General features: G+C 65.7%; 11 protein-coding genes. 10 read left to right on the top strand and 1 reads right to left on the bottom strand.

Features of this window, described 5'->3' with window-relative positions; translation table 11 throughout:
- Positions 1-56 precede the first annotated feature (56 nt).
- The 8 genes from ACFQPB_RS01815 (at position 57) to ACFQPB_RS01850 (ending at position 14,272) form a co-directional block, all read left to right on the top strand.
- On the top strand, positions 57-560 hold the full coding sequence (locus ACFQPB_RS01815; RefSeq protein WP_382202316.1) for a chemotaxis protein CheW: 504 nt from the start codon (positions 57-59) through the stop codon (positions 558-560).
- Between the two features lie 100 nt (positions 561-660).
- Positions 661-2,226, top strand: coding sequence for a methyl-accepting chemotaxis protein (locus ACFQPB_RS01820; protein WP_382219310.1), 1,566 nt, complete (start codon positions 661-663; stop codon positions 2,224-2,226).
- A 63-nt stretch (positions 2,227-2,289) separates the two neighbouring features.
- On the top strand, positions 2,290-4,092 hold the full coding sequence (locus tag ACFQPB_RS01825) for a methyl-accepting chemotaxis protein (protein ID WP_382219312.1): 1,803 nt from the start codon (positions 2,290-2,292) through the stop codon (positions 4,090-4,092).
- 40 nt (positions 4,093-4,132) lie between these two features.
- Complete coding sequence (locus ACFQPB_RS01830; RefSeq protein ID WP_382219314.1) at positions 4,133-8,995, top strand: EAL domain-containing protein; 4,863 nt, start codon at positions 4,133-4,135, stop codon at positions 8,993-8,995.
- A gap of 44 nt (positions 8,996-9,039) precedes the next feature.
- Positions 9,040-10,536 carry a M20 family metallopeptidase gene (locus tag ACFQPB_RS01835; RefSeq protein ID WP_382219316.1) on the top strand — a complete coding sequence of 499 codons (1,497 nt, stop codon included), beginning with the start codon at positions 9,040-9,042 and terminating at the stop codon, positions 10,534-10,536.
- 7 nt (positions 10,537-10,543) lie between these two features.
- Positions 10,544-11,389 carry an alpha/beta hydrolase gene (locus ACFQPB_RS01840; RefSeq protein ID WP_382219318.1) on the top strand — a complete coding sequence of 282 codons (846 nt, stop codon included), beginning with the start codon at positions 10,544-10,546 and terminating at the stop codon, positions 11,387-11,389.
- 18 nt (positions 11,390-11,407) lie between these two features.
- Entirely contained in the window at positions 11,408-12,172 is a 765-nt protein-coding gene (locus ACFQPB_RS01845) for a transporter substrate-binding domain-containing protein (RefSeq protein ID WP_382219320.1), read from the top strand.
- A gap of 3 nt (positions 12,173-12,175) precedes the next feature.
- The gene (locus ACFQPB_RS01850) at positions 12,176-14,272 is read left to right on the top strand and encodes a putative bifunctional diguanylate cyclase/phosphodiesterase (RefSeq protein ID WP_382219322.1); all 2,097 of its coding nucleotides are present in this window, start codon (positions 12,176-12,178) and stop codon (positions 14,270-14,272) included.
- 291 nt (positions 14,273-14,563) lie between these two features.
- On the opposite strand, the gene ACFQPB_RS01855 is transcribed toward ACFQPB_RS01850, so the two are convergent.
- A complete protein-coding gene (locus ACFQPB_RS01855; RefSeq protein WP_382219324.1) occupies positions 14,564-15,742 on the bottom strand; it encodes an MFS transporter in 1,179 nt (392 codons plus the stop codon).
- A 119-nt stretch (positions 15,743-15,861) separates the two neighbouring features.
- On the opposite strand from ACFQPB_RS01855, the gene gshA reads away from it, so the two are divergent.
- Both gshA and ACFQPB_RS01865 read left to right on the top strand, forming a co-directional pair.
- Positions 15,862-17,154, top strand: a complete 1,293-nt coding sequence (gene gshA / locus ACFQPB_RS01860) for a glutamate--cysteine ligase (protein WP_382219326.1) — start codon at positions 15,862-15,864, stop codon at positions 17,152-17,154.
- 138 nt (positions 17,155-17,292) lie between these two features.
- Positions 17,293-19,161, top strand: a complete 1,869-nt coding sequence (locus tag ACFQPB_RS01865) for a potassium transporter Kup (protein ID WP_382219328.1) — start codon at positions 17,293-17,295, stop codon at positions 19,159-19,161.
- Positions 19,162-19,205 lie beyond the last annotated feature (44 nt).

Here is a 19,205-nt window from a genome sequence, read left to right on the forward strand (position 1 = left end):
ACATTCACACCACGAGACGAGGAGTTCGCATGAACACACAAACACAGGGAATGGGCATGGCAGGCGCGCGTGGTCGGGCCAGCGCAGACGACGCGGGTGGCCACAAAGTCACTTCGGAGTACCTGACGTTCCGGCTGGGTGCCGAGGAGTACGGCATCGACATCCTGCGTGTGCAGGAAATCCGTTCCTACGAAGAGCCCACCCGCATCGCCAATTCGCCTCATTTCATCAAAGGCGTGGTCAACCTGCGCGGCGTTATCGTGCCGGTGGTGGATTTGCGCATCAAGCTCGGTTGTGAATCGGTCGAATACAACGGCTTCACCGTGGTCATCGTGCTCAACGTCAAAGGCCGGGTGGTCGGTGCGGTGGTCGATTCGGTGTCGGACGTGCTGGAGTTGGCCAAGGACCAGATCAACCAGGCGCCCGAGATGAGCACCACGGTGGACACCACCTTCATCACCGGCATTGCCAGCGTGGGCGAACGTATGCTCATCCTGATGGACATCGAGTCCCTGATGAGCAGCGCCGACATGGGGCTGATCGACAGCGCCATCGCCTGACGCCAGCGCATCTTGGCGCCGGTGACCGTGCGCCCGGTGCCACCACAAGCCGGCGCGGGTTGGGGCGTTCTTGCCTGCCCGCCTCTGAGGGAGACGACACATGGGTTTGATGACTTTGATGCGGCGATTTTCGATTCGCCTTCGCATGATTTCCGCCATTGGGGTGGTGCTGTGCCTGCTGCTGATGGTGGGGGGCGCCGGCGTGTGGGGCATGCAGCGCCTGCAGGACTTGAACCACGAGTTTTCCGAACATGTGTTCGCGGAAACCGTGGCGCTGACACAAATCCATGTCGCGTTGGGGCAGTTGCGTCGCTACGAGCGCGACATGATCGTCAACTACGAGAAGCCGGCGAACATCCAGAAAGCCAAAGCCGAGTGGGACACCGCGCGCCAGAAGCTGGACACACAGATCAAAGCCATGCTGGTGGGTGAAGAAGACGAGGACAACGCCAAGCTGCGCAAGATGTCCGAATTGCTGGCGGTGTATTACAAGGCCGTGGAGCCGGTGTCCAAAGCCCTGGCCAATGGCGACTACGACTCGGCCACCGTGGCCAACACCGTGCTGCGGGCCGCGCATTCCTCGTTCGAGCAGGTGGACGCGGTGATGGTGGAGCTGGAGGCCGTGCTCAACGACGAGGCCAAAGAGGTGGCGGAACACGGTGTGTCGGCCAGCACCCAGACCCTGCTGGTGTTTGGTGTGGCACTGGCGGTGGCCGCCTTGGTGGTCGTGCCCACCACCTTGGCCAACATGCACAGCATTTGTGCCCCCCTGGAGCAGGCACAGCGTTTTGCCCAGTCGGTGGCGGCCGGCGACCTGACCCAGCAGGCCGACCGCTCGGGGCAGGATGAGCTGACCGATTTGTTGGGCGCACTGGGCGACATGCAGGCGTCTATTGCCCGCATCGTGGGCGAAGTGCGCAGCGCCACCGACAGCCTGGGCACCGCCAGTGCCGAAATTGCCAGCGGCAACCTGGACCTGAGCCACCGCACCGAGCAGGCGGCGAGCAACCTGGAGGAAACCGCGTCCAGCATGGAAGAGCTCACCTCCAGCGTCGCGCAGTCGGCCGAGGCCGCGCGCCAGGCCAGCGACATGGCGACCGGCAACGCCACCGTGGCCGAGCAGGGCGGCCAGATGGTGGCACAGGTGGTCAGCACCATGGAAGAAATCCACACCAGCAGCCGCAAGATCAACGACATCATCGGGGTCATCGACGGCATCGCCTTCCAGACCAACATCCTGGCCTTGAACGCGGCGGTGGAAGCGGCACGCGCGGGTGAACAAGGCCGTGGTTTTGCGGTGGTGGCCGGCGAGGTGCGCACCCTGGCCCAACGCAGCGCCCAGGCCGCGCGCGAAATCAAGACCCTCATTGGCAACAGCGTGGACAAGGTCGAGGTGGGCACCGCCCAGGTGCACCAGGCCGGCACCACCATTGGCGACATCGTGGCCAACGCGCAGAAGATCTCCAGTTTCATCGGTGCGGTCACGGCATCGGCCAACGAGCAGTCCGAAGGCATCGCGCAGATCAACGCCGCCATCGCCCAGTTGGACCAGGGCACCCAGCAGAACGCCGCGCTGGTGGAGCAGAGTGCGGCCGCCGCCGACAGCCTGCGCGAGCAGGCACAGCGCCTGAGTGAGGTGGTGGCGGTGTTCCGCCTCAGGGCCTGAGAACTCCCAAGCCCCGCAAGGTGGGGCGCAACCAAAACGACACGAGACAAACGAGGGCACACCATGAAACTCGACAACATGAAAATTGCCGCCCGGCTGGGCCTGGGTTTTGGCATGGTGATGCTGCTGGCAGTACTGCTGGCCGGCATTGGCATTTACAGCATCCAGAGCACGCAGGCCAACCTGCAGCAGGCCAAACAACGAGCCCAGTTGGTGGGGGTGGCGCAGGAGTGGGTGGCCAGCACGCGCCTGAACATCAACCGCGCGCTGGCGCTGGCCAAGTCGCGTAACGATCCGGCGGTGGATGCGCACTTCTCCCCGCTGATCACCCAGACCACCCAACGCATCAACGAACTGCAGAAGACGTTGGAGGCGGCCCTGCCCCAAGGCGAAGGCAAGGCCTTGCTGGAAACCATTGGCAAGCGGCGCAGCGAATACGTGTCGCTGCGCGGTGGCTATTTCACTGCCCTCAAGAACGGCGACCCCAACGCCGACGCCATGCTCACCGAGAAGGTGTTGCCGGCCTCCGAAAGTTACCTGGCCGCCATGATGGAGCTGCTCAAATTCGGTGAGCGTGTGACCACCGCCTCTGACACGCAGTTGGCCGCAGGCCTCAAAAACGCCATGATTCTGCTGGCGACGATGGCCGCGCTGGCGGTGGTGTCGGGGCTGCTGTTCGCCTACCTGATCACCCGCAGCGTGACCCAGCCTGTCACGCGCGCCGTGGCGGTGACGCGCCAGATTGCGGGGGGTGACCTCACCGCGAGTGTGAGCACCGACCGCCGCGACGAGCTGGGGGACATGCTGCGCGCGCTGGGCGAGATGCGCGAGGCCTTGGTGCGTTCGGTGTCGCAGATTCGCCAAAGCGCCGACAGCATAGGCACGGCCAGCGCCGAAATTGCCAGTGGCAACCAGGACCTGAGCGGCCGCACCGAACAGGCCGCGAGCAACCTGGAGGAAACCGCCAGCAGCATGGAAGAGCTGACCGCCACCGTGCGCCAGAGCGCCGACGCCGCGCGCCAGGCCAACCAGTTGGCCAGCACCGCTGCCCAGGTGGCGCAAAAAGGCGGCGCCGTGGTGGGGCAGGTGGTCACCACCATGGACGACATCAGCCACAGCAGCAAAAAGATCGCCGACATCATTGGTGTCATCGACGGCATCGCCTTCCAGACCAATATCCTGGCGCTCAACGCGGCGGTGGAAGCGGCCCGCGCGGGCGAACAAGGCCGGGGTTTTGCGGTGGTGGCCGGCGAGGTGCGCAACCTGGCCCAGCGCAGCGCGCAGGCGGCCAAGGAAATCAAGGACCTGATCGGCACCAGCGTGCAAAAAGTGGGCGAAGGCAGCGCGCTGGTGCAGACGGCCGGCAGCACCATGCAGGAGATCGTGCAAAGCGTGCAGCGGGTCAGCGACATCATTGGCGAGATCACGGCCGCGTCCAGCGAGCAGAGCGATGGCATCGGCCAGATCAACGTGGCCGTCAACCAGCTCGATCAGATGACCCAGCAGAACGCGGCCTTGGTGGAGCAAAGCTCCGCCGCAGCCGAGAGCCTGCGCGAACAGGCCGCACGCCTGACCGAGGTGGTGACCAGCTTCAAGCTCAACGAAGGCGCGGCGCCCATGCTGGCCGCAGCGCGTGCGCCCGCACCCCGTGCGCCCAGCCCGCGCGCGCCAGCGCCTCGGCCGCCTGCCGCACCCAGCAAGCTGTCGCCACCCAAGGCGGCGGCACCGGCCAAGGGCATTGCGGCCCGCCCGGCCGCTGCTGCGGCACCGGCAGCAGCGCCTGCGGCGCCACTGCTGACCCGTCAAGCGCCGGTGCGCGCGGCCAAGCCGGCCTCGGGCGACGAGGGCGATTGGGAAACCTTCTGACCCAGCCGGTGACCAGGCTCCACCGGTCCGTACCACCGACATGAGGCCGCCGCCACCCGGACACCCCAGCGCATTGCCTTCGGAGGGCGCGCCGGTGTCGGGTGCTGCCCAGAGCGCTTTGGGCAATTTGCCCAGACGTTTCATGTACGGGTTGGGCAGGGGGCTGGATCAGATCAGCGAGATGGTGATGGTCACCGAATCGGGGCCTCACGAAGGTGGCGAAAGCCGCATTGTTTTTGTCAACCAGGCCTTTGTCCGCCACACCGGCTTCGCCATCGATGAGCTGGTGGGGCATTCGCCCAGGGTTTTGCACGGCGCGCGCACCGACCCCGACGCGGTGGCCCGCATCCGACGCGCCTTGGCGCAGCGCCAGGCGGTCCGGGTGGACATCACCTACCACACCCGCACGGGGCAGCCGTATTGTGTCGATGTCGAAGTGGTGCCCATCGCCGATGCGCGTGGGCAGGTGACCCACTTCCTCTCCTTGCACCGCGACATCACCGACCGGGTGGAAATCGACGCCGCGCTGCGCGACAGCGAAGAGCGTTTTCGTGGCCTGACCGAACTGTCGTCCGACTGGTACTGGGAAAGCGACGAAAACTTTCGTTTCACACGGTTCGACGGCAACCTGCCAGAGCGGTTTGTGCACGCCCGCAGCCTGGGCCGACGGCCTTGGGAACTGCCCGCTCTGAACATGGACGCTGCCGCTTGGGCGACGCACCGCGCCGATCTGGAAGCGCACCGGCCGTTTCGCAACCTGGAGGTGCAGCGGGTGCACGCCGACGGTGGCGGCGAGTGGGTGGCCATCAGCGGCGAGCCCATGTTCGACACCGAGGGGCACTTTCGCGGCTACCGAGGTGTGGGCTCGTACATCGGCGCGCGCAAACATGCGGAGGACGCGCTGCAAAAGGCCAACGAGTTGCTCCGCGTGGCGTTGGAAAACGTGCCGCTCGGGGTGGTCAAGGTGGACGCCGATGGCACGGTGAGCTTCTACAACCGCCGTTTTCTGGAGCTGTTGAAACTGCCCGAAGCCTTGATGCAGGCGCGGCCCACGGCGCTGCAGGTGCGGGCCTACCAGCAGCAGCGGGGCGACGTGACACCGCTGGAGCTCAGCGATGACCGCGTCATGCGCGAGTTGTGCGACCAGGGCCACAGCGCCACACGCGAGCATGTGTTTGTGCGCAAAACGCCCGACGGGCAAATCCTGCAGATCCACACCCGCATGCTGGACGGTGGCGGTTGGGTGCGCACCTACGCCGACCTCACCGAACACCTGAGTGCGCAGGAGGCCTTGCGTGAAAGCGAGGCCCGCTTTCGCAGCCTCACCCAGCTCTCCACCGACTGGTACTGGGAGCAGGACGAACAGTACCGCTACACCCGCATCGAAGGCCGTTCGGTTCAGCAGTGGTACCCCGAGGCCTACGAAGGCAAGACATTGTGGGAGCTGCCCAACCACAACCTGAGCGAAGCCGAGTGGGCAGCGTTTCGCGCCCTGCTGGAGCGGCGCGAGGAGTTTCGGCGTTTTGAGGTGTTGCGCCGCTGGCCGGACGGGCGCGACTACTGGATTGCCGTCAGTGGGGCGCCCATTTTTGACGCCAACGGGGTGTTCCGTGGCTACCGGGGCGTGGGGCGCGACATCACGAAACGCAAGGCCGCCGAACGCGACACGCTGGACCGCCTGGCTTTCAGCCAGCGGCTCACCCACAACGTGCCGGGCATGGTCTACCAGATGCGCATGGGGGCCGACGGCGGGTTCAGTTTCCCCTTCATCAGCGACGGCGCGCTGGAGGTGTTTGAACTCAGCTCGCGCCAGATTCAGGGCAATGCCAACGTGTTGTATGCCCGCATTCACCCGGACGACCGCGCCGTGGTGCGGGCCTCGGCACTGGCCTCCGCCGACGCACTCAGTGCGTGGGAGGTGGAGTACCGCGTGCTGCTGCCGGTGGCCGGCGAACGCTGGCACACCACACGGGGCCGCCCCGAACGCCAGACCGACGGGGCGGTGCTGTGGTATGGCTTCACCAACGACATCACCGAGCAGCGCCGCAGCCGCGATGCGATGAACCAGCTGCTGGCGCAGCAACAGGCCATTCTGCAGGCCATTCCCGACATCCTGATCGAGATGGACCGCGAGGGCCGCTACCTGTCCATCCATGCGCCGGACGAAAGCATGCTGGTGATGCCCGTGGCCGAGCAACTGAACCGCCATGTGAGCGAGGTGTTGCCGCCCGATGCCGCCCGGGTGGTGCTCGATGCACTCGCACAGGCCGCTGCGCACGAGGTGGTGGCTGCGCGCGAGTACGCGCTGGACATTCCCGGGCGAGGCCAGCATTGGTTCGAGCTGTCGGTCTCGCTCAAGGGCGGCCACGGGGCGCAAAGCAGCCCGGACGAGCGCTTCATCCTGCTGGCGCGCAACATCACCGAGCGGGTCACGACCGCGCGCCAACTGCGCGAAGCCAATGCGTTGCTGACTGGTCGCACCGACTTGCTGGAAGTCACGCTGTCCAGCCTGAGCCAAGGCGTGGTCATGTACGAGGCCAACGGGCGGGCGGTGTTCTACAACGAGCGCTTCTTGCAGATGATGGACTTGCCCGCGTCGCTCATGTCGCGGCAGCCCACGCTGGACGAGATCGTCGATTACCAGTTCGCCCAAGGGGCCTTCCCGGCGGGCATGAGCCGCAAGGATGTGTCCAGCGCTTACGGTTACACGGTGGGTGGGCGCTACCTGGTCACGCCGGGCCAGTACCTGCGTGAGGCGCCTGGCAACCGCGTGCTGGAGGTCAAGACCAGCACGCTGCCCTCGGGCGGCTGGGTGCGCACCTACGCCGACGTGACCGATTACGTGGCCACCCAACGGGCACTCAAGCAAAGCGAGGAGCGGCTCAACCTGGTGCTGCAAGGTTCAAACGACGGCGCCTGGGACTGGAACTTGGTGACCCGCGAGGTGTACTTCTCGCAGCGCTGGTGGGCCATGCTCGGCTACGAGACCGATGAGCTGCCGGCCACACCCAAACTCTGGCTGACCCTCACCCACCCGCTGGACAGCCTGCGCGTGAGCGCCGAGTTCGACGCCGTGCTGGCCGACAGCAGCACCAGCTTCGAGCTGGAGTTCCGCATGCTGCACAAGCAAGGCCACGAGATCACGGTGCTGGACCGTGGCTACGTGTCGCGCGACGAACAGGGCCGGGCCGTGCGCCTGGCCGGCACCCTGACCGACATCACCGCACGCAAGCAGCTTGAACTGCGGTTGGAGCGCAGCGAAGCCCGGCTGAGCGCCTTCTTCGAGGCCATTCCCGACAGCGTCTGGCTCAAGGACGCGGAAGGCCGCTACGTGCTGGCCAACCCGGTCAAGGCGCGCATGTACGGCCGCGCCGTTGACCAGATGCTGGGCAAGACGGAAGCGGAGCTGGTGCCGCCGGCGCAGGCCCAGGGTTACCGCGAAAGCGACGAGCGCGCGCTGCGCACGGGCGAATCGCTGGTGTACGAGGAGGAGGCGCTGATGGACGGTCAGCGCCGCGTGCTCGAAGTGGTCAAGCGCGCGGTGCACGACCACGGCGGGCAGGCGTTTGGTGTGCTGGGCGTGGCCCGTGACATCACCGAACGCAAGCTGGCCGAGGCCCAGATCGAGCGGCTGGCCTTCTACGATCCCCTCACCCACCTGTGCAACCGCCGCCTGTTTCAGGACCGGCTGGAGCAGGCCCAGGCGGCCAGCGTGCGCAACGGGCAATGGGCGGCGGTGTGTTTCATCGACCTCGACAACTTCAAGGACCTCAACGACACCCTGGGCCACGACACGGGTGACCAACTGTTGCAGCAGGTGGGGCAGCGCTTGCAGCAGGTGGTGCGCGAGGAAGACACCGTGGCGCGCCTGGGGGGCGACGAGTTTGTGGTGTTGTTTGAACAGCTGGGCACCGAAGCCGATGTGGCCGCGCTGTACGCCAACAACGTGGGTCAGAAAATCCTGAGCGCGCTCAACGAGCCCTACCGCCTTTCGGGCGCTTTGCACCACAACACGCCCAGCATCGGCCTGACGCTGTTTCGCGACCACGACGAACGTGTCGAAGACATCCTCAAGCGCGCCGATCTGGCGATGTACCAGTCCAAGTCGGCCGGGCGCAACACGGTGCGGTTTTTTGACCCCAACATGCAGGCCGTGGTGATGGCGCGCTCGGCCCTGGAGCGCGACCTGCGACAGGCGCTGGCCGAGGAGGCGCTGGCGCTGTTCTACCAGCCGGTGGTCAACACCGAGCGGCGGGTGACGGGCTATGAGGCGTTGGTGCGCTGGAAACACCCACAACGTGGCATGGTGTCCCCGGCCGAATTCATCCCGGTGGCCGAGCAGACCGGTTTGATCCTGCCCATCGGTGGCTGGGTGTTGCGCACCGCGTGCGAGCAACTCGCAGCCTGGTCACACGACCCGGACAAGCAGGGCCTCACACTGGCCGTCAACCTCAGCGCACGCCAACTGCGCCACGCCGAATTCGTGCCCGAGGTGCTGGGGCTGCTGGCGTCCACCGGGGCGCCGCCGCAGCGGCTCAAGCTCGAACTCACCGAAAGCCTGCTGCTGCACGACATCGAGGAAACCATCCTCAAAATGCAGCAGTTGGCCGAGCGCGGCATCTGTTTTGCGCTGGATGACTTCGGCACCGGCTATTCGTCACTGAGCTACCTCAAGCGCCTGCCGCTGTCACAGCTCAAGATCGATCAGAGTTTTGTGCGCGACCTGCTCACCGACCCGAACGACGCGGCCATCGCCCGCACCATTCTGCAACTGGCACAAAGCCTGGACCTGGACGTGGTGGCCGAAGGTGTGGAGACCGAGGGGCAGCGCCAGTTCCTGCAGCTCATGGGTTGCAAGGCCTTCCAAGGCTACCTGTTCGGACGGCCCGGGCCTTTGGAATAATGTCTTTTTGCGCCCTGTGCGCCCCGCCCTTTTTGGAGACCGCCATGAACGCACGTGTGCCCCTGTCCAGCGCCGACACCGATGCCTTGTTGTCCCACGTCAGCGACAGCTGGACGCAGCGCATCGTGCCCGAGCTCAAGTCCTACATCGAGATTCCGGCGAAGTCGCCGTCGTTTGATGCCGACTGGGCGGCCAACGGCCACCTCGAGCGTGTGTTGCAGCGCGCCGCCGACTGGGTGCGCGAGCAAAAGGTCGAAGGCTTGACGCTGGAGATCGTGCGGCTGAAAAACGCGCACGGCCAGGACCGCACGCCGGTGATGTTTTTCGAGTTGCCCGCCAGCGCCGGCAAGGATGGCACACCTGCTCCCACATCGGGCCAGTCGGTGCTGATGTACGGCCACCTGGATAAACAGCCCGAATTCAACGGCTGGCGCAGCGACCTGGGCCCCTGGACACCCAAGATCGATGACGGCAAGTTGTACGGCCGCGGCGGTGCCGACGACGGTTACGCGGTCTACGCCAGCATTGCCGCGGTGCAGGCCTTGAAGGCCCAGGGCGTGGCCCACCCGCGCATCGTGGGGCTGATTGAGACCTGTGAGGAAAGTGGTTCGCACGACCTGCTGCCTTACGTGGACGCGTTGCGCCCGCGCCTGGGTGACGTGGGCCTGGTGATCTGCCTGGACAGCGGCGCCGGCAACTACGACCAGCTGTGGCTCACCACCAGCCTGCGTGGCATGGCCAGCGGCGTGCTCAAGGTGCAGGTGCTGACCGAAGGCATCCACTCGGGTGATGCCTCGGGCCTGGTGCCGTCGAGCTTTCGCATCATGCGCCAGGTGCTGGACCGCCTGGAAGACAGCGCCACTGGCCGCCTGCTGCCCGACATTTTCCATTGCGAGGTGCCGGCCGAACGTGTGGAACAGGCCCGCGCCACCGCCGCCATCTTGGGCGAAGAGGTCTACAAACGGTTCCCCTGGGCGCACCACGACTGCGGCGGCTCCAGCGTGTTCGCCCTGCCCACCACCACCGATCCGGTGGAGGCGCTGCTCAACCGCACCTGGCGGCCCACGTTGTCGGTCACGGGGGCCGATGGCTTCCCCGAACTGAAAAACGCCGGCAATGTGCTGCGCCCCTACACCGCCTTCAAGCTCAGCCTGCGCCTGCCGCCGCTGGTGGATGCGCCCACGGCCGTGCAGCAGCTCAAGGCCTTGCTGGAAGACAACGCGCCCTACCAAGCGAAGGTGACCTTCGAGACCGAAGGTGGTGCCACCGGATGGAATGCCCCGGCCATCACGCCCTGGTTCGACCAGGCCTTGCGCGACGCCTCGCAGGCCGCCTATGGTGCCGGTTACGGCACCATCGGTCAGGGCGGAACCATTCCGCTGATGAACATGCTGAGCCAAGGTTTCCCCACTGCGCAGATGATGGTGTGTGGTGTGCTCGGCCCCAAGAGCAACGCCCACGGACCCAACGAGTTTTTGCACCTCGACTACGCGCGCCGCCTCACCGCCGCCGTGGCGCAGGTGATTGCCCGCATGCCCTGAGCGCCGGATGGTGTCCACCACCCAGGCCCCGTTTACCCTGCGGGACGGCGAAAACCTCGCGGTCTACGACTGGCCGCTGCACCCGGCCCAGCGGCCGCGCGCGGTGGTGCTCATCGTGCATGGCCTGGGAGAACACGCCTGGCGCTACGACCACGTGGCCCGGCGCCTCAATGCCTGGGGATTTCAGGTGCGGGCCTACGATCAGCGCGGTCACGGTGAATCGGGTGGCGCGCGGGGCGTGTTGCCCGCCGATCACGCGCTGTTGGCCGACCTGGCCGAGGTGGTGGACGACACGCGTGAGAACCTCTGCAACCCTTGGGCCTGCCCCATGGTGCTGCTGGGCCACAGCATGGGCGGGCTGGTGGCGGCGCGGTTTGTGGCCGAACGCCTGCGGCCGGTGGAAGGCCTGGTGTTGTCGTCTCCCGCGCTTGACCCGGGCCTCTCGGGTTGGCAAAAGGCGTTGATTGCGGTGCTGTACCGGCTGGCGCCCAACCTGGCGGTGGGCAATGGGCTGGATGCGACCCAGCTGTCCCACGATCCGGCGGTGGCACCGGCCTACCTGGCGGACCCGCGCAACCACGACCGCATCAGCGCCCGGCTGGCGCGCTTCATTGAGCGCGAAAGTGCGTTCACCGTGGCTGCCGCGCCGCGCTGGACCTTGCCCACGCTCCTGATGTACGCGGGCGCCGATGCCCTGGTGCATCCGCGTGGCAGCCGCCAATTTGCAGCGGCGGCGCCCCCCGAGGTGGTGCACAGCCGTTGCTTCGATGGGCTGTACCACGAGCTCTTCAACGAGCGCGATGCCGACCCGGTTTTCGAGACCCTTGAACACTGGCTGGACCAGGGTTTTTGAGCCGTGCACAATGGGTTCATGGTGTCCTCCAAGTTGCGGCTGTTGCATGCCTGTTTCGCGCTGGTTTGTGCCGGCGTGACCGGCCTGGCTGGCGCCGCGCCCGTCCTGGGCACGCAAGATCAGCCGCTGCGTCTGCTCTACCAGGAGCGCCCCCCTTACACCACCCTCAAGCCCGACACAACGGTGGAGGGCCTGGTGGCCACGCCGGTCCAGCAGGCGCTGGCGCGGGCGGGGATTGTGGCGCGCTGGGAGTTGACGCCCAGCCAGCGGCAGTTGCTGCTGGTGCAGTCCGGGCAGGAGCCCGTGTGTGCGCTGGGCTGGTTCCGGAATCCGGAACGCGAAAAACTCGGGCTGTTCAGCCGCCCGCTGTACCGCGATCTGCCCATGGGTGGGCTGGTGCGCACCGATGCGACCTTGGCCGATGGCCAGTCCTTGCAGGCCACGCTGGCCTCGCCGCAGTTCACCGTTTTGACGAAAGAGGGGTATTCGTACGGCGCTGACATCGACCGCTGGTTGACCCAGCTGCCTGGCAGGCGGGCCAGCACGGGCAGCGAGCCCTTGCAGCTGGTGCGCATGTTGTTGGCCAGGCGTGCCGACCTGTTGCTGGTGGCGCCCGAGGAAGGGCAGTTGCTGATTGGCCTCGCCGCATCCGACCAGCTGCGCCTGGTGCGTTTTTCCGACATTGGCCCCGGGCTGGATCGCCATCTGTACTGCAACTTCAGTGTGGGCACCGATCTGCTGCGCCGCATCGACCGTGAGCTGGAGCGCCTGGCGCCGCGCTGAGCCATGTCCGCGCCTGTGCCGCCACCAGACGATTCACCTGCCGCACCGCAGACGCCCGCTCCCTGGGGACGTCTTCAACAGTGGTGGGCCGGCCTGAGCCTGCGCGCCAGCCTGCTGTGGGTGCTGGGTGTGACCCTGGTCACCCCGGCCCTGTTGCTGCTGGTGGTGGGCCAGCGCATTGCCCAAACCCAGCAGCAGACCTTGTTGGCCGAGGCCATGCAGTCCGTCATGGTGGTCGGGTCGGCCTCGCTGGGCGACCCGATGTGGGCCATCGACACCCCCGCCATCGAGGCCGCCATGCGCCGCCTGCTCGACAACCCGGCGGTGGTGGGGGTCCGGGTGCGCGAGGAGCGGCCCGATGCACAGGCCATCGAGATGGGTTCGCCTACCATGTTGGCGCGCTTGCAGCGTGGTGAGGCGGTGGACGGTGTGGTGGTGCGGCGCGAGGAGATCTTCCGCGAGGGCCTGCTGCTCGGCTCGCTGCAGGTGTGGTTCGACACCCGCCTCCAGTCCCCGGCGGTGCGGCAGGGGCAATGGCAACTGGTGGCCCTGGTGCTGCTGCAAATGTGTGCTTCGTTGCTGGTGCTCAGCGTGTTCCTGACCCGCCGTGTGGCGCGGCCGGTCGAACGCCTCAAAGCGTTGGCCAGTGCCATGGTTGCACATGGCGCCGAACCTTCAGCCAGGACGGAGCGGCGCCGTCTGGACGAACTGGGGCAACTCGGTCGCCTCATGTTTGAGGTGCAGCAGCAGTTGCAGGACAGTTTTGGCGCGCTCGAAGAGAAAAATCGTCAGCTGCAGCACATGGCCTTGTACGACGCCCTCACCGGTCTGCCCAACCGCAACCTCTTCCGTGAGTTGGTGGAACATGACATCGGCCAGGCGCAGCGGGCTGGCGGGCGCTTTGGCTTGCTGTTCGTGGACCTGGACCGTTTCAAGACCATCAACGATGCGCTGGGACACGCCATGGGCGACCAGCTCTTGATCGAAGTGGCGCACCGCCTGCGCAGCACCTTGCGCGAGGCCGACGTGGCCTGCCGCCAGAGTGGCGACGAGTTCATGGTGCTGGCCCGTCAGGTGGTTGATTGGCAGGAGTTGGCCACACTGAGCGAACGCCTGCTGCAAGCATTGGCTCGGCCGGTGTTGTTGGGCAACACGCCGGCGCGGGTGTCGGGCAGCATAGGCATTGCCATGTTTCCGGACGACGCCAGCGACTTCGAAACCCTGGTCAAACACGCCGATGTGGCCATGTACCAGGCCAAGTCCCTGGGCCGAGCGCGCTACAGCTTTTTCCTGCCCGAATTCAACACCCGCCGCCAGGCCAGCGTGGCGCTGGAGCAGCAGCTCAGCGAGGCCATAGAGCGGCGCGAGTTTGTGTTGCACTACCAGCCGCAGGTGCACGCGCAGCACGGCCACATGGTCGGCTGCGAAGCCTTGCTGCGCTGGCGCCATCCCGCGCGGGGGTTGCTCGCGCCGGGTGAGTTCATCACCATGGCGGAAGAGTCGGGGTTGATCGCCGAGATGGGCCTGTGGGTGCGCGATGAAGCTTGCGCCCAGTTGGCGCGCTGGAAAGCCGAGGGCCTGCGTCCGGGCGTGATGGCCATCAACGTGTCGGCGCTGGAGTTTCGCGACCACCGCTTGGTGGACAGCCTGCGCGACGCCATGATGCGTCACGACATCGCGCCGCAGGAGGTGGAGGTGGAGCTGACCGAAAGCGCGCTCATGGCCGACAGCGACACCTCGCTGCGCATCATCGACCGGCTGGTGGAGCTGGGCGTGCGCCTGGCCATCGATGACTTTGGTACCGGTTACTCCAGCCTGGCCTACCTCAAGCGTTTGCGGCCGCATCAGCTCAAGATCGACCGCTCGTTTGTGCGCGACATCGCCACCGATGCCGACGACCGTGCGATCGTGAAAGGCGTGATCGGGCTGGCGAGCACCCTGGGCATGGATGTGACGGCTGAGGGTGTGGAAGACGAAGGCCAGCGCAGCTTTCTGTGCCAGGAGGGATGCACCTACCTGCAGGGCTATGGCATCGCGCGGCCCATGCCGGCGGAGGACGTGGCGCGGTGGATGCGGGAGCGGGTGGTTTCTCCGGTTTGAGTTGCGTTTGTGTTGGATCGGGGCGGTGGGGCGCTCTGCGACGCTCGTGTCCCCCGCCGGCTGCGCCGGCTGCTCCTTTACCTCGCTCTGCAGAACGCCCCACCACCCCGATCTGCAACGATGTGGTTGCGCCCACGTTGGTCTGCCAACACGGTGGTTGCCTGAGGGCATGGGGTGCCTGGCGCAGCGGCATAAAGGGGGAAAACCGGCGAAGCCGGTTTGGAGGACAGCCGCGGAGCCTGGTGCCCCATGTCCTCAGGCGTGAGCAGCAAGTGAAGCGCGAGCAGCCGATCAAACCGCCGCCCGCACCTCTCGCCGCCGCACCGAAGCCAGCCACAACAAGGCCACGCCCGTGAGTGCCACCGGCACCAGCGAGCCCAGGTTCAGCCACTGCCAGCCTTGTGTGGTGACCAGCGCCCCCGACGCAAACGAAGTGAAGGCCATGGTGGCGAACACGCAGAAATTGATGGCCGCTTGCGCACGGTCTTTTTCCTCCGGTCGGTAGGCGGTCATGGCCAGGGTGGTGCTGCCGGTGAACAGGAAATTCCAACCTACGCCCAGCAGAAACAGCGCGATCAGGAACTGGTGCAGGTCCACGCCCGACAACGCAATCGCAATACACAGCGCATTGAGCAGCACACCCACACCCATGATGGGCAGCGTGCCAAACCGTTTGATCAGGTGGCCGGTGAAAAAACCCGGCGCAAACATGCCGATCACATGCCACTCCAGCACCAGCGCCGCGTCTTTGAAGGCGTAGCCACACACCTGCATGGCCAAGGGCGTGGCCGCCATCAGCAGGTTCATCACGCCGTAGCCTAGGGCCGCGCCCACGGCGGCCACGATGAACACCGGCTGGCGCATGATCTCGCCCAGGGGGCGGCCCTGGTCTGCGCCGGCCACCTTGGGCGGCACGGGAGGGAATTCGATGACGGCCATCAGCCCCATTGACACGATGGCCACCACCGCCAGCGATAGGTAGGCGCCGGCAAACGGCACCGCCGTCAGGTCTTGGGTGCGACTGGCCAGGTTGGGGCCCACCACGGCGCCAATCAGGCCGCCGGCCATCACCAGCGACACCGCCTTTTCGCGAAAGCTGGCGCTGGCCAGCTCGGCGGCGGCAAAACGGTACAGCTGCCCATTGGCGCTGTAGTAGCCCGCGAACATGGTGCTGGCCACCAGCAGCCAGAATTGCGTGTGTGTGACGGCCCAGGCGCACAACAACGCAGAGGTGAAGGCCACCACCAGCCCGAGCTGGAACGACACCTTGCGTCCCCACTTCGCCTGCGTCTTGGCCACCAGCCCGGTGGAGATGGCGCCGCCCACCACATAGCCCATCACCGGCAGTGTGGCCATCCAGCCCAGAGGCGCCAGCGCCAGGCCCACCAGGCCGTTGATGGCGATGAAGACCACGTTGTTGGTCAGGAACAGGCCTTGGGCGGCGGCCAGCAGCCAGAGATTTTTATTCATAAGCTGTTGTTTATATCCGAGTCGCTGCGGCGACGCCGGTCGCCCTTGCGATGGGCGCTTTCGCCCCCATGTGCTGCGGCTTCTAGAATTGTCAAACCCTCCCCCTCAGAAGGCCACCCATGGTCCCCCACCTCGTCACCGCACTCACTGGCCCCATCAATGAGCTGGAGCAGCGCATCCTCGAATCCACGCCGGTGATCGAACGCTGGTTCCGCCTGGAGTGGATGGAGCACACGCCGCCGTTTTATTCGGCGGTGGACGTGCGCAACGCGGGCTTCAAGTTGGCGCCGGTGGACACCAACCTCTACCCCGGCGGCTGGAACCACCTCACGCCCGAGATGCTGCCACTGGCGGTGCAGGCCGCCATGGCCGCCATCGAAAAGATCTGTCCCGAGGCCAAAAACCTGCTGCTGGTGCCCGAGAACCGCCGCGATATCTCCTACCTGAGCAACCTCGCGCAACTGCAGCGGCTGTTCTACATGGCCGGCCTCAACGTGCGCCTGGGCTCGCTGTCCAACGACATCAAGGACCCCACCACCATCGAACTGCCGGGTGGCGACAAGGTGACGCTGGAGCCGTTGATCCGCAGCAAGCGCCGCCTGGGCCTGAAAAACTTCGACCCCTGCACCATCCTGCTCAACAACGACTTGCGCGCCGGCGTGCCGGGCATTCTGGAAGACCTGCACGAGCAGTACCTGCTGCCGCCGCTGCACGCGGGCTGGGCCACACGGCGCAAAAGCCAGCACTTCAAGGCCTACGAAGAGGTGTCCAAGCGCTTCGGCAAGCTGCTGGGCATGGACCCCTGGCTGATCAACCCGCTCTACAACCAGTGTGGCGAGGTGGATTTTGCACAAGGCACCGGCCTGGAGTGCCTGCGCAGCAACGTGGACGCGCTGCTGACCAAGGTGCGTCGCAAGTACAAGGAATACGGCATCAACGAGAAGCCGTTTGTGGTGGTCAAGGCCGATGACAGCCACCCCGGTTTTGGCCTGCTGTCGGTGCGCGACGTGAAAGACCTCGACGTGTTGGTGGCCAAGACCCAGAAGGCCATGGTGGCTGCCGGTGGGGCGACCGTGGCACCCGATGTGATCATCCAGGAAGGGGTGTTGACCCACGAGCGCATCAACGACGCGGTGGCCGAGCCGGTGGTCTACATGATGGACCGCTATGTGGTGGGCGGCTTCTACCGTGTGCACGCCGAGCGCGGCGAAGAGGAAAGCCTGAGCGCGCCGGGCGCCCGATTTGTGCCCCTGGCTTTCGAGAAAAGCGCCATCATGCCCCAGCCCGGTCAGAAGCCCGGCGCCAGCGCGCCCAACCGCTTCTACATGTACGGTGTGATCGGTCGCCTGGCCATGCTGGCGGCCAGCTACGAACTCGAAGCCACCGACCCGGACGCCGAGACCTACGACTGAAAGTTGTTGCAGCGCAACATGCGCGGTCACGCGGGTGTGGTTTAGACGCCATACCCGGTTGGCAGGGTGGGGCCGCAGGCGCAGAATCGGCCACCTTGCAACAGCGCGGCAGCGGCATTGAGCCGGCGCCGGTTTTTTGTGGCTGCATCCAAATCCTCACTCGCGGCGCTCACCCTGGGCGCCATCGGCGTGGTCTATGGCGACATCGGCACCAGCGTGCTGTACGCCGTCAAGGAGGTCTTCGGCTCGGGGCATGTGCCCTTCACCCACGACAACGTGTACGGGGTGTTGTCCATTGTGTTCTGGACGCTGACCGTCATCGTCTCGCTCAAGTACGTGGTGCTGGTGCTGCGGGCCGACAACGCGGGCGAGGGCGGCCTGATCGCCATGCTGGCGCTGGCCTCACAGGCCGTCAAAGACAAACCCGAACTTCGCCGCGTGCTGTTGGTCATCGGCATTTTCGGCACCTCGCTGTTTTATGGCGATGGTGTCATCACCCCCGCCATTTCGGTGCTGTCGGCGGTGGAGGGCCTGGAGGTCGTGTCGCCCGCCTTCCGGCAATACGTCGTGCCCATCACCCTGGTGGTGCTGTTTGTGCTGTTTGCGGTGCAAAAACGCGGCACCGGCGGCATCGGCAAATTTTTTGGCCCCATCACCCTGGTGTGGTTCTTCACCATCGCCGCGCTGGGGGTCTCGCACATCATCGGCCACCCCGAAATCCTGGGGGCGCTCAGCCCGCACCATGCCCTGCGTTTCATGTGGCAGCAGCCGGGCACCACGTTCATCATCCTGGGCGCGGTGGTGTTGTGTGTGACGGGTGGCGAGGCGCTGTACGCCGACATGGGGCACTTCGGCAAAAAGCCCATTCGGCTGGCTTGGTTTTCCGTGGTCATGCCCTGCCTGACGCTCAACTACTTTGGCCAGGGCGCCTTGTTGCTGGAAGACCCCGAGGCGGTCAAGAACCCCTTCTTCAACATGGCACCCGACTGGTTGTTGCTGCCCCTGGTGGGCCTGGCCACCATGGCCACCGTCATCGCGTCGCAGGCCCTGATTTCGGGGGCCTTCAGCGTCACCAAACAAGCCATTCAGATGGGCTACTTGCCGCGCCTGGGCATACAACACACCAGCGTGCGTGACACGGGTCAGATCTACATCCCCTTCGTCAACTGGGGACTGTTTGCCGCCATCGTGCTGGCCGTGGTCATGTTCAAGTCGTCCAGCAACTTGGCGGCGGCCTACGGCATCGCGGTCACGCTGGACATGCTGATCACCACCGTGCTGACCTTCTTTGTCATCCGCTACGGCTGGAAGTACCCGCTCTGGTTGTGCCTGGCCGCCACCGGCTGGTTTTTTGTGGTGGACATCCTGTTCTTCTCGTCCAACCTGCTCAAGCTGTTTGCCGGCGGCTGGTTCCCGCTTTTGATTGGCGGTGTGGTGTTCGCCCTGATGATGACCTGGAAACAAGGCCGCGCCTTGTTGACCGAGGCCCACATGGCCGAAGCCATCGACCTGTCGAGTTTCCTGGAGGCGGTGTTCGTGAGCCCGCCGCTGCGGGTGGCGGGCACGGCGGTGTTCTTGACCGCCGAGAAGGGGGCGGTGCCCAACGCTTTGCTGCACAACCTCAAGCACAACAAGGTGCTGCACGAGCAAAACCTGTTCGTGACCGTGCGCAACCACGAGGTGCCCTGGATTGGCCTGGACAAGCGGCTGGAGGTGGAGCCGCTGGGCCACGACTGCTGGCAGGTGGTGATCCACTACGGTTTCAAGAACGACCCCGACGTGCCCAAGGCCTTGCAGTTGCTGCGTGGCCGTGGCTGTGAGCTGGAGGCCATGACGACCAGCTACTTCCTGTCGCGCGACACGGTCATCCCCTCGCTGGGCAGTGGCATGGCGCCCTGGCGCGAAAAGCTGTTCGCGCAGATGCACCACAACGCGGGCGCGGCTGCCGACTTTTTGAATCTGCCCAGCAACGCCGTCATCGAGCTCGGCTCCAAAATCGAAATCTGACCTTCAGGCCTACGGTGGGGCATGGCGTTAAGATGCGCCACTTG

The organism is Hydrogenophaga atypica (assembly GCF_042665215.1).
Lineage (GTDB): Bacteria > Pseudomonadota > Gammaproteobacteria > Burkholderiales > Burkholderiaceae_C > Hydrogenophaga > Hydrogenophaga defluvii_A.

Coding starts and splice junctions, on each gene's coding strand:
- ACFQPB_RS01815 (WP_382202316.1), top strand. CDS start 57: ATGGCAGGCGCGCGTGGTCGGGCCAGCGCAGACGACGCGGGTGGCCAC.
- ACFQPB_RS01850 (WP_382219322.1), top strand. CDS start 12,176: ATGTCCGCGCCTGTGCCGCCACCAGACGATTCACCTGCCGCACCGCAG.
- ACFQPB_RS01820 (WP_382219310.1), top strand. CDS start 661: ATGGGTTTGATGACTTTGATGCGGCGATTTTCGATTCGCCTTCGCATG.
- ACFQPB_RS01845 (WP_382219320.1), top strand. CDS start 11,408: ATGGTGTCCTCCAAGTTGCGGCTGTTGCATGCCTGTTTCGCGCTGGTT.
- gshA (WP_382219326.1), top strand. CDS start 15,862: ATGGTCCCCCACCTCGTCACCGCACTCACTGGCCCCATCAATGAGCTG.
- ACFQPB_RS01835 (WP_382219316.1), top strand. CDS start 9,040: ATGAACGCACGTGTGCCCCTGTCCAGCGCCGACACCGATGCCTTGTTG.
- ACFQPB_RS01840 (WP_382219318.1), top strand. CDS start 10,544: ATGGTGTCCACCACCCAGGCCCCGTTTACCCTGCGGGACGGCGAAAAC.
- ACFQPB_RS01855 (WP_382219324.1), bottom strand. CDS start 15,742: ATGAATAAAAATCTCTGGCTGCTGGCCGCCGCCCAAGGCCTGTTCCTG.
- ACFQPB_RS01830 (WP_382219314.1), top strand. CDS start 4,133: ATGAGGCCGCCGCCACCCGGACACCCCAGCGCATTGCCTTCGGAGGGC.
- ACFQPB_RS01825 (WP_382219312.1), top strand. CDS start 2,290: ATGAAACTCGACAACATGAAAATTGCCGCCCGGCTGGGCCTGGGTTTT.